Below are 16,032 nucleotides of genomic sequence, written 5' to 3'. Positions count from 1 at the left end.
GGCTCGACGTCGTGGCATCAACGACTGCTGAACACGACGTCTGGCCGGCGAAGGCCGCGCAGGCGCGGCTGCACTTCGTCTCGGGCAAGGGTGGCACCGGTAAGTCGACCGTCGCGGGGGCGCTGGCCCTCGCGCTGGCGGCCGGGGGCCGCAAGGTGCTCCTGGTGGAGGTGGAGGGACGGCAGGGCATCGCCCAGCTGTTCGACGTGCCGCCGCTGCCGCCGGTCGAAACCAAGATCGCCACGACGGACAGCGGCGGCGCCGTGTACGCCCTGGCCATCGACATCGAGACGGCCTTCCTCGAGTACCTGGACATGTTCTACAACCTCGGGTTCGCGGGGCGGGCGATGCGCCGGATCGGTGCCATCGAGTTCGCGACCACGCTGGCGCCGGGTCTGCGGGACGTGATCCTGACCGGCAAGATCAAGGAGACCGTGGTGCGCACCGACCGCACCGGCGAACCCGTGTACGACGTGGTCGTGGTGGACTCCCCGCCCACGGGCCGCATCGGTAGCTTCCTCGACGTGACCAAGGCGATGGCCGACCTCGCGAAGTCGGGTCCGATCCGCTCCCAGAGCGAGGGGGTCGTGCGGCTGCTGCACTCCGACGAGACCATGGTCCACCTGGTCACGCTGCTCGAGGCGCTCCCGGTGCAGGAAACCTCCGACGCGGTGAGCGAGCTGCTCGCGGCGGACCTGCGGCTGGGTACCGTGATCGTCAACCGGACCGCACCCGACTTCCTGCCCGAGGAGATGGTGGACGAGGCGGCGGCCGGCCGGATCGATGCGGCCGCGGTACGCGAGGGACTCGACCGGGCGGGGGTCGCGCTCGACGAAGCGAACTTCGCGGGTCTGCTGACCGAGACGATCGAGCATGCATCCACCCTGCAGGCGCAGCAGGTCAGCGCCGCCCAACTCGACGAGGTGAACGTGGCACGAATGCATCTGCCCGCGCTGGCGGACGGCGTGGATCTCGGCGGGCTGTACGAGCTCGCGGAGCAGCTCGGCGAACAGGGTGTGCGGTGACCGCGCCGCGGGCGCACCATGCGCCGCCGCTCGACGTCCGGTCCATCCTCGCCGACCCCTCGTCGCGCATCATCGTGTGCACCGGCGCGGGCGGGGTCGGCAAGACCACGACCGCTGCGGCGCTGGCGCTGCGGGCCGCAGAGCAGGGCCGCAACGTCGTGGTGCTGACGATCGATCCGGCCCGGCGGCTGGCTCAGGCGCTGGGTGTGCAGGCCCTCGACAACAGTCCGCAGCTCGTGCAGCTGGGGCCGGGCGCGAAGGGCGAGCTGCACGCGATGATGCTGAACATGCGCCGCACCTTCGACGACATGGTGCTCGAGCACTCGACACCGGAAAAGGCGCAGCAGATCCTCGACAACCCGTTCTATCAGACCGTGGCCTCGTCGTTCTCCGGCACTCAGGAGTACATGGCGATGGAGAAGCTCGGGCAGCTCGCGGCGAGCGACGCCTGGGATCTGATCGTGGTCGACACTCCGCCGTCGCGCAATGCGCTGGACTTCCTCGATGCACCGCAGCGGCTCGGCGCGTTCCTGGACGGCCGGATGATCCGCATGTTCACCGCGCCGGGGCGGGGGCTGGGACGGTTGGTGACGGGCGCCATGGGCCTGGCCCTGAAAGCGGTCTCGACGATCGTCGGTAGCCAGATGCTTTCGGACGCATCCGCTTTCGTGCAGTCCCTGGATTCGATGTTCGGCGGGTTCCGGGAGCGGGCGAACCGCACCTACCAGTTGCTGCAGCAGCCGGGCACCCACTTCATGGTGGTCGCGGCGGCCGAACCGGACGCGCTGCGGGAAGCATCGTTCTTCGTCGAGCGGTTGTCCGAGGACCGCATGCCGCTCGCGGGGCTGATCCTCAACCGCACGCATCCGACACTGTCCTCGCTACCGGCCGACCACGCCCTGACTGCGGCGGATCTGCTCGAGGAGCAGGGCCGGAAGGAGAACGCGCCGGCCGAGGCCGTGCTGCGGGTCCACGCGCACCGGGCGGTGACGGCGAAGCGGGAGCTGCGGCTGCTGGCTCGATTCACGAGTGCGCATCCGCGGGTGCCGGTCGTCGGCGTACCGTCGCTGCCCTTCGAGGTCTCGGATCTCGAGGCACTGCGCGCCGTGGCCGATCAGATGACCCGCGAGGCATGACCTCGCGGGTTCCCACTGATCGGTCGGACGGCTGATCGGTCGGACGGCCGATCGGTCAGACGGCGTTCTGGTGCTGACGCTGAGCCTCGAAGAAGTCGGCCCAGGAGTCGACTTCGGGATGCTGCTTGAGCAGCGCCCGGCGCTGACGTTCGGTCATCCCGCCCCAGACGCCGAATTCGACGCGGTTGTCGAGGGCGTCGGCGCCGCACTGGAGCATCACCGGGCAGTGCCGGCAGATGACTGCGGCCTTGCGCTGGGCGGCGCCACGGACGAACAACTGATCGGGGTCCACTTCACGGCATCGGGCTTTCGATACCCATGCGATGCGTGCTTCTGCTTGGTCTACGTCGAGCCGGGCCATCGGGGTGGTCATGTGCATTCAGTTGCCCCTTACTCTCCGAACGCCGTGTCACGGGGTCCTGGAAGGCACGCAGTATCGACGGCCTAGCACGACCGTTCTGCGCCACATTCCTATTCAGGTGTTATCTGCATCACACTGAGGACTCAATCTAGGTAAAGAGTTCCCCGTGCGCAAGGTGGAGAAACACTTTTCTGGTACGCCCGTGCATCACTGCACGTCGGAGGGTTTTCGCCAGCGCAACGCGGACACGGGAACGCGTGCGGCGGGGTCCGTGCTCCGCCGCGGCACGTACTGTGTAGGCGTGTCGATCGGAAAAACGGTGGCGAAGCTCGCAGGATGCACGGCACTGGGCGGAGTCCTGCTGGCCGGTGTGATGTTCCCGGCGGCCGGGGGGTTCGGCTACGTCTCGAACCGCGCCGCGGACACGGTGGACAACAGTTCCGCCGAACTCGTCGAGGGGGTGGTGCCCGCGGTCACCACCATGACCGACGCCGCGGGCACACCCATCGCCTGGCTCTACGACCAGCGCCGGTTCGAGGTGCCGAGCGACCAGATCTCCAACGAGATGAAGCTCGCCATCGTCTCCATCGAGGACAAGCGCTTCGCCGAACACCAGGGTGTCGACTGGCAGGGCACCATCCGCGCCTTCCTCACCAACACCACCAGCGGGCAGGTCGAGCAGGGCGCGTCCACGATCGACCAGCAGTACGTGAAGAACTACCTGCTGCACGTGGTCGCCAAGACCGACGCCGAACGCCGCGCCGCGATCGAGACGACGCCCGCGCGCAAGATCCGGGAGATCCGGATGGCGCTGACGCTCGACGACGAGCTGACCAAGGACGAGATCCTCACCCGCTACCTGAACCTCGTGCCGTTCGGGAACGGATCCTTCGGCGTGCAGGACGCCGCGCAGACGTACTTCGGCATCGACGCGAAGGACCTGAACGTCACCCAGTCCGCGATGCTCGCCGGCATGGTGCAGTCCAGTTCCGCGCTGAACCCGTACACCAATCCGGACGGCGTGCTGGCGCGGCGCAACGTCGTGCTCGACACGATGATCCAGAACATCCCCGAGCGCGCCGCCGAGATCCGTGCCGCGAAGGAGCAGCCGCTCGGCGTCCTGCCCGAGCCGAAGACCCTGCCGCGCGGGTGCATCGCCGCGGGCGACCGGGGGTTCTTCTGCGAGTACGCGCTGCAGTACCTGGCCGAAGCCGGGTTGTCCCGCGAACAGATCGACAAGGGCGGATATCTCATCCGCACCACGCTCGACCCCGAGATCCAGAACTCGGTCAAGTCGTCGCTGGACAAGTTCACGAGCCCGACCGTCGAGGACGTCGCCACGGTGATGAACGTGATCCGGCCCGGGGAGGATTCGCATCGTGTCCTCGCGATGGGGTCGAGCCGCGTGTACGGTCTCGACGGCGAGGCCAACCAGACGGTGCAGCCGCAGCCGTACTCGCTGACCGGTCACGGCGCCGGCTCGGTGTTCAAGATCTTCACGGTGGCCGCGGCGATGGAGAAGGGCCTCGGCACGAGTGCCGTGCTGGACGTGCCGGCCCGCTACAACGCCCGCGGTCTCGGTGACGGCGGCGCCCCCGGGTGCCCGCCGGCCACCTACTGCGTCGAGAACGCCGCGCCGTACCCGCCGAAGCTGTCGGTGACGGACGCGCTGGCGCAGTCCCCCAACACCGCCTTCGTCAAGCTGATCGAGGCCACCGGGGTGGACTCCGTCGTCGACATGTCGGTGCGGCTCGGTCTGCGCTCCTACGCCCAGCCCAATTCCTCCGGTTTCGGCGAGCAGAGCATGTCCGAGATGCAGAAGGCGCAGCACCTCGGTTCGTTCACCCTGGGACCCACCTGGGTCAACCCGCTGGAGCTGTCCAACGTCGCGGCGACGCTCGCCTCCCACGGCAAGTGGTGCCCGCCCACGCCGATCGACGCGGTGTTCGACCGCGAGGGCAAGCCCGTGCCGATCACCCAGCAGGCCTGCGAACAGGTCGTCGAACCGGGCCTGGCCGACACGCTCGCGAACGCCCTGGGCAAGGACACGTCGGGTGGCGGCACGGCGGCCGGCGCGGCCGGCTCGGTGGGCTGGAACCTGCCGGTGTCGGCCAAGACGGGAACCACCGAGTCGCACATGTCCTCGGCCTTCCTCGGTTTCACCAACAATCTCGCCGGATCCGTCTACACGTACGGTGACTCGCCTACGCCGGGGCAGATCTGTTCCGGGCCGGTGCGCCCCTGCTACGACGGCAACCTCTTCGGCGGCACCGAGCCCGCACGCACGTGGTTCGATGCGCTGCTGCCGGTCGCGAACAAGTTCGGCCCCACCGAGCTGCCCCCCGTGGATCAGAAGTACGTGCGCGGCGCCGGCAACGCGCAGGTCCCCAACGTCGTGGGCCTGAACCGGCAGCAGGCCAGCCAGCGCCTGATCGACGCCGGGTTCCAGGTGACGGAGACGACCGTCAAGGCGGAAGGCCGCAGTGGCACCGTCGCCTCGGTCTCGCCGTCCGGTTCCGCCGTCCCCGGCTCGACGGTGACGATCTTCGTCAGCGACGGGTCGGTGCGCGCCGCGCCGCCGAGCCCGAGTGCGACACCGGCCCGGCCGAGCGAGAGCCGGGTACCGGACACGACGGTGCCGGCCGCGCCGGCACCCATCCCGGGACGATGACCGGCGCCGCCCGGTCGCGCGACGACCGGGCGGCGCCGTCGTCTACCGGTGCGGTCTACAGGCGCGACTTGACGGCGGCGGACAGGCGCTTGCCGTCGGTCTTCCCGGCGGCGATCGCGGTCGCCGCCTTCATGACCTGACCCATCTGCCGGGGCCCCGGCCGCTCCCCGATCTCCTCGGCGACCTGGGCGAGGGCGGTGTCCACCACGTCGGCCAGTTCGGCGTCGGTGAGCGGGGTCGGCAGGTACCCGTCGATGATGCGGGCCTCGGCGTGCTCTTTCGCCGCCAGTTCTCCGCGGCCGTTCTCGGTGTACACCTCGGCAGCTTCGCCGCGCTTCTTCGCTTCGCGCGCGAGCACCTTCACGACTTCCTCGTCGGTGAGATCGCGTGCCTGCTTGCCGGCGACTTCTTCGGTCTGGACGGCGGCGAGCAACATGCGCAGCGTGTTGGTGCGCAGCGCATCCTTGTCCTTCATCGCGGACGTGAGGTCGGCGCGGAGCGTGGCTTTGAGCGAGGACGTGGTCTCGGACATGCCTCGACGCTACGCGGTGCCCTGCGAACCCGTGCACGGACGAGCCCCGGCGGTACGCTGGAGACGTGCCAGACGTTCCTACTCTCCGACGTGCCGCGATCGGCGCGGCCGGTGCCGCTGTCCTCGGCCTCGGCTACGCGACGCTCGTCGAGCGCAACGCCTTCGCTCTGCGGGAGGTGACGCTGCCGGTGCTCGCGCCGGACGCCTCGACGCTGCGAGTGCTGCACCTGAGCGACATCCACATGACGCCCGGGCAGCGGCTCAAGCAGAACTGGCTTCGCGAGCTCGACCGCCTCGAACCCGACCTGGTGATCAACACCGGTGACAATCTCGCGCATCCGAAGGCGGTCCCCGCCGTCGTGCAGGCGCTCGGCGGTCTGCTCGCCCGGCCGGGGCTGTTCGTCTTCGGCAGCAACGACTACTTCGGGCCGCGGGTGAAGAACCCGCTGAAGTACTTCGACCGCAACCACGAGCGCGTGCACGGCGCGCCACTGCCCTGGAGTGATCTGCGCGCCGCGTTCAGCGAGCGCGGCTGGCTCGACGTCACGCACGTGCGACGCGAGCTCGAGATCGCCGGGGTGCGCATCAGCGCAGCCGGTGTCGACGACCCGCACATCGACCGGGACCGGTACGACACCGTCGCCGGTCCCGCGAATCCGGCGGCGGATCTGCGGCTGGGGCTGACCCACTCGCCCGAACCGCGGGTGCTGGACCGGTTCGCGGACGACGGGTACGACCTGGTGATGGCGGGTCATACCCACGGTGGTCAACTGTGCCTGCCGCTGGTCGGCGCGCTGGTGACCAACTGCGGGCTGGACCGGTCGCGGGTCAAGGGCCCGTCGCGCTGGGGGTCGCACATGCGGTTGCACGTCTCGGCGGGCATCGGCACGTCACCGACGGCACCCGCCCGGTTCTGGTGCCGTCCCGAGGCGACGCTGCTGACGCTGGTTCCGGCACCGCGGGAGCAGGCTCGAAGCACCGCGGACGCGGGTACCCGGAGTACGTTTTCGCCGCGCTGACCAGGCGATTTAACCGTCAACCCCATCGTGCTGTAAGCTGACCGAGGTTCGAAACGGGGTGTGGCGCAGCTTGGTAGCGCGCTTCGTTCGGGACGAAGAGGTCGTGGGTTCGAATCCCGCCACCCCGACTCGCGAAGAACCTGATCGGGGCCTCTTCTCCGCACGGAGAAGAGGCCCCGATCTCGTTCTCAGTTTCTCGGCACGGCACGTCCGCCGTGATCGTGACGTACGGTGAGCAGACCGGCACGTTCCCGTCTCGAGCATCCGGCTCGACGCCTCCCGGTGACAAGCCGGCCTCCCCGAGGCCACCCAAGGAGCGTCTCATGACGCACAACCACGCCATCACCCACGTCGCCGACGATCGCTCCGTGCCGCCCGATCGCTCCGTGCCGCCCGAGCGCACCGCGCCGTCGCACCGCCCGCCTGCCCGATTTCCCACACCGGCCCACACGCCGCGCTTCCTGCTCCGGCCGAACTCCGCACCACCGTCCTCGATCGACGGCTCCTGGTTCCCGTGGACCACGAACCTCACCGACGAGCTGGACGACCTGATCTCCGCGCTCGTCCTGCGCCTCGGACCCGTGGCCCGGGTCTGCTTCGACTGGAACGCCCTGCAGATCTCGCGAAAACGAATCGACGAGTTCACCCTCGACTCGGGCGGCACCGCCCTGCGCGAACCGGCACCCGGACAACCACCGCACACGATGTACTTCCTCGGGTGCAACGGCACCCAACTCGTGCTGGTGCTCCTGTCCCCCGACACCGAACCGGACCACGCCTACGGCATCATGCGCACGTTGGCGGATTCGTAGGATCGGCCGGCGGTGCCGGCTCGTCCGGATACCGGCCGCCCCCGGAGTCCAGTGTGGCCGTCAGGCCCGAAAAGAAGACGTCGAGGCCGCGCTCGAACTCGGCGGCACCGTCGTAGGAGGCCAGAATCGGCGCGAGACTACGTAGGATGGGGAACTCGCCGATCGGTAGCCGATGCAGCCCCAGGCGGAGCAGGTCGTCGGACTCCTCCGGCCGCTCGACGAGTTCCTGCAACTCGTCGAGGACGTGACCGTGAAGGAACCCGAACAAGGCCCGGTAGACATGCAGGGCGTCGGCCGCAGTGAAGCCGGCCCGGGTGAGCAGGGTCAGGATACCTTCGAGGGGACGCAGAGTTCCGAGCGGACGCAGCGCGAGGGGCGTGGACAAGGGGCGGGTGACCAGCAACGGAACCACGTGCGGGTGGTCGAGAGCCAGTCGACGGAAATCCCTTGCCACCGTTCGTAGTTGATCTTCCCAGTCACCGCCCTGGGGGTCGACGGACAGTTGCCCGAGGACGATCTCGGCGACTCCGTCGAGGAGGGCGGCCTTGTTCGGCGCGTGGCGGTACAGGATCATCGGATCCCGGCCGAGTGCCTTGCCGAGGCGGCGCATGGAGAGCCCCTCGACGCCGTCGCGATCGATGATCGCGAGCGCGGACGTGAGGATCGCTTCCCGGGTCCGAATGTTCCCGCCCCAGGGTCCGACCGGGCGGCCCGCGGGAGTCTTCGGCATCACGGACTCCTTCCCGTCCGTGTCCACTGTAGCCCTGTGCTGTAGGTCTACAGCGTTGACACCCTCGGTGACGCGGTGTTGACTGGTCCTACATCCCAGGCCTCGGGAGGCCGCCGTGATCGACCTTGTGCGACCGAACGTCCTGCTCGTCGTGACCGCCGGAACGGGCGGGGCGCCCCGCGGATCCCGTCGCGAATCGACCGACACGCACCGGCGTCGTGGCCGCCCCGCTACCGAGAACGTGACTCGACGACGTGCGCCGCGGTGGGCCACCGCACCGACCGTTGATCCGCTCCCGCAGCGGGGTCCGAATCCTACCTCGCCCGTTGCGAACTCGATGCGGAAAGGACACCATGGCGATCTCCGACATCAAGGAATATGCGCACCTCACCGCGGATGATGTCGAGGCGCTGAGCACCGAACTGAACGAGATCCGCCGAGATGTCGCCGAGTCGCTCGGGGCGGCGGACGCCGCCTACATCCGGCGCACGATCGCGTTCCAGCGTGCACTGGATGTCGCTGCACGGCTGCTGATCTGCACCAGCAGGGCTCGGGCCGGGTGGGTTCTCGGAGTGGCAGCCCTCGCTGTCGCCAAGAGCGTGGAGAACATGGAGATCGGTCACAACGTCTCGCACGGGCAGTGGGACTGGATGAACGACCCGGAAATCCACTCCACGACGTGGGAGTGGGACATGGCCGGGCTCTCCTCGCAGTGGCGGTACTCCCACAACTACCGCCACCACGTTTTCAACAACGTCGTCGGCGTGGACGACGACCTCGGCTTCGGCGTCATCCGGATCACCCGCGACCAGCCTTGGCAGCCCGGCAATCTGGCGCAACCGCTGCGAAACCTGCTGTTGGCAATCACCTTCGAGTGGGGGATCGCACTGCACGGTCTGCATTCCGCGAACGAGCACGCCGGCAGCGAGGCCGAGAAGACCGCCCACCGGCGAGCACTGACGGGAAAGCTTGTCCGCCAATCGCTGAAGGACTACCTGGTCTTCCCCGCGCTCAGCGATCGTCGCTGGCGGCGTACCCTGACGGCCGATCTGGTCGCGAATCTGCTCCGGAACCTGTGGTCGTACGTGGTGATCTTCTGCGGGCACTTTCCCGACGGCGCCGAGAAGTTCACCCTCGTCGAGCTCGAGCACGAGACGAGGGCGGAATGGTATCTCCGGCAGATGCTCGGAAGTGCCAATTTCCGCGCCGGCGCGGTGATGGCTTTCCTGAGCGGCAACCTCTGCTACCAGATCGAGCATCATCTGTTCCCGGACCTTCCCAGCAACCGCTACGCAGAGATCTCCATGAAGGTCCGGGCGCTGTGCGACAAGTACGATCTGCCGTACACGACGGGTCCGCTTGTGCGGCAGTATCTTCTGACTCTGCGTACGATCCACAAGCTCGCGCTGCCCGATCGATTCCTGCGGGCGACCTCCGATGACGCCCCGGAAACCGCCTCCGAACTGAAGTTCCGCTCCCCGGCTACCGCGCCGGTCGTTCCGCCGGCGGCCCTTCGGCCCGGCCGTCGGGCAGTTCTGCGGACCTTGCACCTCGACCGGCGCAACCGCCGGTGAGCGATGAACCCTGCCCGGCATTGGGGTGACCATCCGGGGCGGGGCCACGGAAGAGCAGGCCGTGAGGATAGCCTCCCCTCATGAACAAGCTCAGACACCTCGGCCGCCTCACCGCCGCGGCCCTGCTCGTCACCTTCACGGTCGCGGCCTGCGGCGGCGCCGCCGAGTCGACCCGCGACACCGGCGCCGGCAACGCCGACGTCGCCACCGGTGGCCGGCTGTTCGCCACCGCCGACGAGGAGACGGCGAAGCTCGGCAGCGACGCGGCGCCCGGACAGTTCCCCCGGGTCGTCACCCACGCTCTCGGCGAGACGGAGATCGCGGTCAAGCCGCAGCGCGTCGTCGTGCTCGACGGCGGCGAGCTCGATGCCGTCCTCTCCCTCGGCCTCACTCCCGTGGGCATCGCGAGTCCCGAGGGCGCTGCGGAGCAGCCGTCGTACCTCGCGGACCGGCTCGCCGGCGTCGCCGACGTGGGCACGATCAACAACCTCGATCTCGAGGCCATCGGCACGCTGCGGCCGGATCTGATCGTCGGCAGCAAGCTCCGCGCGGACAAGATGTACCCGCAGCTGTCCGCCATCGCCCCGACCGTGTTCTCGATCCGGCCCGGTTTCCCGTGGAAGGAGAATTTCCTGCTCGTCGCGGACGCGCTGGGCGAGGAGGAGAAGGCCGAGTCGGTCCTCAATGCCTATCAGACCCGCGCCGACGAGGTGGGGGACTCGATCCAGGGCGATCCGAGCATCTCGCTCGTGCGGTTCATGTCCGGCAAGATCCGCCTGTACGGGAACCTCTCGTTCATCGGCGTCATCCTGCAGGACGTCGGGCTGCGCCGTCCGCCGGTCCAGGACATCGAGGAACTTGCGGCCGAGGTCAGCCCGGAAACGATCACGGAGGCGGACGGCGACCGGATCTTCTACTCGAGCTACGGCAGAGAAACCGACGAGGCGGCCGTCGTCGGCGGCCCGCTGTGGTCGAGCCTCACAGCCGTGCAGCAGGGGCGCGCCGTCGCGGTGAGCGACGAGACGTGGTTCCTCGCACTCGGCCCGACCGGCGCAATGCTCGTTCTCGACGACCTCGAGCGATTGCTCGCACGGCAGTAACCGACATCTGCGTCAGATCGTCACCTCGTCGCGCCAACGGGTCAGCAACGCGGCGTCACCGAACACCTCGAACCGGTCGAGGGACGCCCGGTTCCACAGGAGGAGCAACAGATCCGATGCCGGCCCGCAGACTGCGACGTCCCCCTCGGCGTGGGTGTGGACGACGGAAGGTTCGTCGGCATCGAAGGTGATCGACCATTCGCCCTCGCCCGCGGCGAGGGCGGGGTCGGTCGCATGCAGGTGCATCGTCTTCCCAGACCAGGACGGCGACCCGGCACTCCCCGTCCCGGCAAGGGCACGGAACGGGAGCAGCACCCCGAAGAGTTCGTCGATGCCCTCGACGGCCAGTGCGGTGTCGACGGGCGTGGTGCCCTCGCCCGTGGCGAGCTCGGCGTCGATCCGGTGCAGCGCAGTTTCGACCGCCATGCGACGGACCCAGAACGACGCCGGCTGCGGTCCGGCGAAGGTCTGCTCGTCGGCGTGTGGGTCGGCCGACTGCACGGCCTCCGTCAACTCCTCGAGTCCGTCCCGCACCCACGGGAGGACGGCGGCCCCGGCCGGAGCGGGTGGGATCTCGGTGCGGCGGCCGGTCCGCAGCCAGGCTGCCGCGTTCCGGTGCACGCGGCCGACGTGCCCGAGAAGCCGCTCGACGGACCAGCGCGGGCAGGTCGGGACCGGCCGGTCGAGCCGGCCTTCGCCGACGGCGAGCAGCCGCTCGGTGTCCGCGCGCAACAGCTTCGGATAGGACGCTCGATCCACGCCTCGATTATGCGTCCCGGGCACCTGCTTCCTGCCGGAGCGCCCCCTGTCAGCGCGCCGTCTCGCGCACGCGCAGCGTCATCACGTCGACGGGCTCCCCGACGTCCGAGAGCCCGTCGGACTTGCGGGCGGTGACGGCACCGAACTCGACGATCTCCCCGCCGTGGGTGCCGGCGAACGCGTACAGACCATACGTGCCGTTCGCCGCACCGTCGCTCACCGTGAACGCGATCCGCTCCTCGAGGGTTTCCCCCGCGGCCAGATCGACGTCGATCGGGTCCAGGACCGGCTCGCCTTCCTCGCCGTTCGGGCGGACCGCCCCGGCCCACACCTGCCCCGTGTAGGGCGCGTCGTCGGGTGCTTCGACGAGCAGGGTGGCCTCGACCACCCCGCCGGACGCGGGCAGCGTCGTGGACGTGTCCGCGGTGAGGGAGACGCGCACGGGCAGATCCGTTCGGGGAACGGCGGGCCGGGTCGACGACGGGGATCCGTCGCCGATCTCCGGCCAGCCGTTGGCCCACACGATCCGGTCGATCATGCCCTCCCGTCGCTGCGCGCCGCTGGGCAGCTGGAGATCGTCGCGGGGAATCGCGTGGTAGACGATCCAGTCGTCGCCGGCGTCGTCGGTCACCACCGTGTTGTGCCCGGGCCCTGCCCACGGGTCGCTGCCGGCCAGGATGAGCGCGCCGCCACCGCCGTCGAGATCGTCGCCCTTGCGGTCGACGTACGGGCCGGTCAACGACTCGGACCGGCCGACGAGGACCCGGTAGGCGGTGTCGGCGCCGTTGCAGCAGTGGCCGGAGGAGAGGAACAGGTAGTAGTAGCCGTCGCGATGTTCGACGTGTGGTCCCTCGAAGCGTTCGTCCGCGACCCGGACCGGTTCGCCGGCAGGCGCGGTTCCCTCCGCATTCAGCGGGATGGCGTAGACGCCTTTGAAATTCCCGACGAACATCGTCTTCGTCGTGCCGTCGTCCCATACGAACGGATCGATCGTGCCCTGGACTCCGACGTCCTCGGCGCAGAACACGGGACGACCCAGGTCGGTCCACGGGCCGGCCGGTCCGGGTGCGGTGGCGAGACCGATGCACGGATTCGCCCCGTCCGGGAGCGCGTAGTAGAGGCTGTAGCCGGAGTCCGACTCGATCACGTGGGGAGCCCACACGTAGTTGTCCGGCGGGTGCCAGGTGGGAATCTCGGAGAACACGTCGTCGACGTACTTCCAGTCCGTGAGGTCGAAGGACGTGAAGACGGACATCCCGCGCAGGCCCCGGCCGTCGCCCCAGTCGTCACCCGTCGTGTACATGTAGTACGCCCCGTCGGATGCCCGCACGATGCTGGGGTCGGCCGCCACCGGCTCGACGATCGGGTTCGCCGCGGCCGACGGCGCCGGGGCGATCAGACAGGCGAGCAGCGCTGCGGCGGCGGCCCCCCGACGGACGTGGCGCCGCGCCGCGTGCGTGCCTCCCGCGTTCTTCCCCGTCTCGAACTTCCGCACGTCGCTCCCACCGTCGCACCCACATGGAACGGGGCAAATGTATACGGATGTGACTGATGTGAGAGTTGTGAACGACGGAAGCGGCGGGATCGAAACCGAACCGTGCCCTCGGACCGGTCCCGCGCCTCACACCGGCGGCAGCAACCGATCGAGGAATCCGTTGGTGAACACCCGATGCGGGTCGTGCCGGTCGAACGACGCGCGCGCCGCGTCCCAGCCCTCGTCGGCGGACAGTCCGGTGCGGTACATCGCCGGGACGACCTCACCGAGAAACCTCGGATCCCGGTATCCGCCCGCCGCGTCGAACGCCCAGCCCTTCGACCACTCCGACCGGAAGGTCGCGTAGTCACCGGAGTAATGGTCGGCCATCCACTGCTCCATCTCCTGGAAGAAGGCGGACTGTCCCGCGGTGCCGGGAACGGAGACGACGTTCATCCAGATGGCCGTGTCCCACTCGGGCCGGTCGGGACGGGGACGGACGGCCGACAGGTTCGGCGGGCCCGCCGACTCGACGAGCACCTCCGACTGATCGTCCACGGTGCACAGGCGCACCTCGAACGGCATGTTGACCGGATACTGCCCGAGCGAGGCGTAGTGGGTCATCCGTTCGTGCAACCACGTGGTGAACTCGTGGATGACGCGGGCGATGTTCGCCCGCCGCGTGAGGACCACCCCGCCGCCGGCGACGACGCGCAGCGTGGTGGCCCGCAGATAGAACAACAGGTCCTTCGACCAGCCCCACAGGTCGGCGGTGCCGGTGGCGGCGAGACCGGCGGCGACGGCCCCGAACTGGGCGGCGCCGAAGGCCGGGGTGGCGGCCTGCATCCCGCTCGCCACCTGACCGAGAAGTGTGGTGACCTCCTCGGGGATGCTGTCGGAGAAGAAGTAGTTGTACGGGCCGTGCACCTCGCGCGCGGTCGGCGGCTTCTCGGGGCACACCGACCAGATCTTCAACCACGGCGTCTGCGTGAAGGGGAACCAGATCGCCTCCACTCGGCCGGACTCCTCGACGAACCGCTCGAAGGTGCGGCCCGGAGCGCCGGGCGGGGCGAACAGTTCCTGCCACGGCACGTCGGTGAAGCTCTGGCAGCGCAGCCGGTAGTTGGCCCCGGCCTGCAGGGTCACCGAGGTGACGAAGCTGCGGCCCAGGTGGGCGAGCAGGGGCGTGATCTCGGGTTCGGACCGACGGAACTCGCGCAGTTCGTAGGCGCCGGCGGCGCCGTTCCACACGACGGCGGTGAGGGCGACGACGAGGTTCGACAGGGAGCCGAACGACTGGCCGGGGATCGCCCGCTCCCCCGCGGCCGGATAGGTGGCGCCGTGCGCGCCGATCGACAGCGCTCCGGCGATGGTGATGTCGCCGATGGCCGGCGCATTGGCCCACCCGAGGCCGTGCTGCTCCAGCGCGGTGAGGATCGATTCGATGCTCGCGCCCGCGCCGGCGGTGACGGTGGCGGGCGTTCCTGCGGGATCGACGGTGACGGCGTTCAGGTGCGCCATCGTGTCGATCAGCACGATCTTCTCGACGCTCTCGCCGGGCACGACGGTCAGCGGGCTCCAACTGTGCATGGTGCCCCGCGGGCGGACGCGGTAGCCGTGGGCGCGGGCCCAGTCGGCGATGCGCACGACGTCGTGCGCATCGCGTGCGGTCGCGGTCCACACCGCGTCGAAGCGGATCGTCCGGGCCCAGTTCTCGAAGCGCTGCTGGGCCAGCGGGATATCCGCGGGGAATGCCGGGGGCGCCGGAATGGTGGCGCGCGGATCACCGACCGGGACTGCGCCGGCGGGTTTCCAGGCGAGACCGGTCAATCCCACGGCACCGGCGGCGCCGAGAAAGCCTCGTCGGCTGAGGGTCGTGGTGGAGACGGGGTCGCCGTCCGTCCGGGCATCGCGGGCTTTCACCGGGCTGGGCTCCGATCTGGCGGGAGGCAGAAACAGAGCAAAAATAGAACAAGTTCTCTTTCGATGCCAGTGGTTCCGAAATCCGCGTCAGCTGCCGGCGCGCGACACCCCGACGGCTTCGCGCAGGAGTTCCGGCGCGCCGTCGATCGACCACACCGCTATCGCAACCGCGGCGATCGTCAGCGCCGGGCCGAGGATCGCCAGCTCGAACGCGCCGCCGGCGCGGATGGCGAGGAACCCGGGCATCCGGATCTCCCACCAGCGTTCGCCGCGCCAGGGCACGAACGGCGCGAGAAAAGGGATGCCCTCCTTGGTGACGGCGTCGCCCAGGCAGTGCGTCGCGCATCCGAGCGCTACCGCCACCCCGAGGCCCACCGAACCCACCTCGCCGGGGAACCAGTTCCACATGAGCACCGACAACACCGCCGAGGTCGCGGTCACCACGAGCCACCCGTTGCGCTTGGCCCAGCCGTCCGCGAGCCCGCGCAGCGCCAGGCCGAGCGTGACGAACAGGACGGCGACGACCGCGACCCGGTCGAACCGGGCGACGAGCATGGACACCCCCGCCCCCAGCAGGGCCGCGAACAGGGCCGTGTGCGTCAACGTGCGATGGCCACCCCGGCGGCTACGGTCACGACGGCCCTTGGTGAGCGTGTAGTAGCCGAGCGAGAGGTTGTCGATGCCGCGCGCCGCCACCTGACTGACCGGCCCGAAGGACCGCGCCACCGTCGACTGCGGGGTGTCGAGATCCGGCAGCAGGGCTGAGCCGGCGCAGACCGCGGCGAACGCGAAGGTCTCCGCCGTGGAGCCGGGTCCACCCCACTCCGGGGGCAGCACGTCGGCGACGAGGAGGCCGACCAGCGCCCCGGACACCGCGTGGGTAGGACCCATGACCATCGCTGCAGGCACCTTTCGA

14 protein-coding genes and 1 tRNA gene are annotated in these 16,032 nt (G+C 69.4%); 8 read left to right on the top strand and 7 right to left on the bottom strand.

What is annotated here, in order from left to right; all coding sequences use genetic code 11:
- The first annotated feature begins 11 nt into the window (after positions 1-11).
- Complete coding sequence (locus QNA09_RS26825) at positions 12-1,025, top strand: ArsA-related P-loop ATPase (RefSeq protein ID WP_010595009.1); 1,014 nt, start codon at positions 12-14, stop codon at positions 1,023-1,025.
- The gene (locus tag QNA09_RS26820; protein WP_010595008.1) at positions 1,022-2,161 is read left to right on the top strand and encodes an ArsA family ATPase; all 1,140 of its coding nucleotides are present in this window, start codon (positions 1,022-1,024) and stop codon (positions 2,159-2,161) included. The genes QNA09_RS26825 and QNA09_RS26820 overlap by 4 nt, the downstream gene beginning before the upstream one ends.
- Positions 2,162-2,216: 55 nt before the next feature.
- Here QNA09_RS26820 and QNA09_RS26815 read toward each other — a convergent pair whose 3' ends face one another.
- Complete coding sequence (locus QNA09_RS26815; RefSeq protein WP_026137870.1) at positions 2,217-2,540, bottom strand: WhiB family transcriptional regulator; 324 nt, start codon at positions 2,538-2,540, stop codon at positions 2,217-2,219.
- 301 nt (positions 2,541-2,841) lie between these two features.
- Between QNA09_RS26815 and QNA09_RS26810 the strand changes: the two genes are divergently transcribed.
- On the top strand, positions 2,842-5,193 hold the full coding sequence (locus tag QNA09_RS26810) for a penicillin-binding protein (RefSeq protein ID WP_010595006.1): 2,352 nt from the start codon (positions 2,842-2,844) through the stop codon (positions 5,191-5,193).
- Between the two features lie 55 nt (positions 5,194-5,248).
- Here the strand turns inward: QNA09_RS26810 and QNA09_RS26805 are convergent, their stop codons facing one another.
- Positions 5,249-5,725, bottom strand: a complete 477-nt coding sequence (locus QNA09_RS26805) for a GatB/YqeY domain-containing protein (RefSeq protein ID WP_010595005.1) — start codon at positions 5,723-5,725, stop codon at positions 5,249-5,251.
- 65 nt (positions 5,726-5,790) lie between these two features.
- On the opposite strand from QNA09_RS26805, the gene QNA09_RS26800 reads away from it, so the two are divergent.
- From QNA09_RS26800 to QNA09_RS26790, 3 genes are all read left to right on the top strand, one after another.
- A complete protein-coding gene (locus tag QNA09_RS26800) occupies positions 5,791-6,744 on the top strand; it encodes a metallophosphoesterase (protein ID WP_010595004.1) in 954 nt (317 codons plus the stop codon).
- Positions 6,745-6,798: 54 nt separating this feature from the next.
- Positions 6,799-6,872: transfer RNA gene (locus QNA09_RS26795), tRNA-Pro, on the top strand.
- 195 nt (positions 6,873-7,067) lie between these two features.
- Positions 7,068-7,556 (top strand): DUF5994 family protein, encoded by a 489-nt coding sequence (locus tag QNA09_RS26790; RefSeq protein ID WP_010595003.1) that lies wholly within the window; start codon positions 7,068-7,070, stop codon positions 7,554-7,556.
- On the opposite strand, the gene QNA09_RS26785 is transcribed toward QNA09_RS26790, so the two are convergent.
- Positions 7,531-8,286 (bottom strand): TetR/AcrR family transcriptional regulator C-terminal domain-containing protein, encoded by a 756-nt coding sequence (locus QNA09_RS26785; RefSeq protein ID WP_010595002.1) that lies wholly within the window; start codon positions 8,284-8,286, stop codon positions 7,531-7,533. The two genes, QNA09_RS26790 and QNA09_RS26785, sit on opposite strands and share 26 nt — an antisense overlap.
- A gap of 353 nt (positions 8,287-8,639) precedes the next feature.
- On the opposite strand from QNA09_RS26785, the gene QNA09_RS26780 reads away from it, so the two are divergent.
- A complete protein-coding gene (locus QNA09_RS26780) occupies positions 8,640-9,860 on the top strand; it encodes a fatty acid desaturase (protein WP_119699353.1) in 1,221 nt (406 codons plus the stop codon).
- 80 nt (positions 9,861-9,940) lie between these two features.
- On the top strand, positions 9,941-10,960 hold the full coding sequence (locus QNA09_RS26775; protein WP_017681213.1) for an ABC transporter substrate-binding protein: 1,020 nt from the start codon (positions 9,941-9,943) through the stop codon (positions 10,958-10,960).
- A gap of 12 nt (positions 10,961-10,972) precedes the next feature.
- Here the strand turns inward: QNA09_RS26775 and QNA09_RS26770 are convergent, their stop codons facing one another.
- The 4 genes from QNA09_RS26770 to QNA09_RS26755 form a co-directional block, all read right to left on the bottom strand.
- Complete coding sequence (locus QNA09_RS26770) at positions 10,973-11,719, bottom strand: maleylpyruvate isomerase family mycothiol-dependent enzyme (RefSeq protein WP_048774220.1); 747 nt, start codon at positions 11,717-11,719, stop codon at positions 10,973-10,975.
- A gap of 49 nt (positions 11,720-11,768) precedes the next feature.
- Entirely contained in the window at positions 11,769-13,214 is a 1,446-nt protein-coding gene (locus tag QNA09_RS26765) for a family 43 glycosylhydrolase (protein ID WP_040273649.1), read from the bottom strand.
- Positions 13,215-13,340: 126 nt separating this feature from the next.
- Positions 13,341-15,116: a cholesterol oxidase substrate-binding domain-containing protein gene (locus QNA09_RS26760; protein ID WP_040273647.1), complete on the bottom strand. Its 1,776-nt coding sequence runs from the start codon at positions 15,114-15,116 to the stop codon at positions 13,341-13,343.
- A gap of 87 nt (positions 15,117-15,203) precedes the next feature.
- The gene (locus QNA09_RS26755; RefSeq protein ID WP_010594996.1) at positions 15,204-16,013 is read right to left on the bottom strand and encodes a metal-dependent hydrolase; all 810 of its coding nucleotides are present in this window, start codon (positions 16,011-16,013) and stop codon (positions 15,204-15,206) included.
- Positions 16,014-16,032 lie beyond the last annotated feature (19 nt).

The organism is Rhodococcus sp. AH-ZY2, assembly GCF_030916465.1.
In the GTDB taxonomy this organism is placed as follows: domain Bacteria; phylum Actinomycetota; class Actinomycetes; order Mycobacteriales; family Mycobacteriaceae; genus Rhodococcus; species Rhodococcus ruber.
This window is presented reverse-complemented; position numbering and strand designations above follow the sequence as displayed.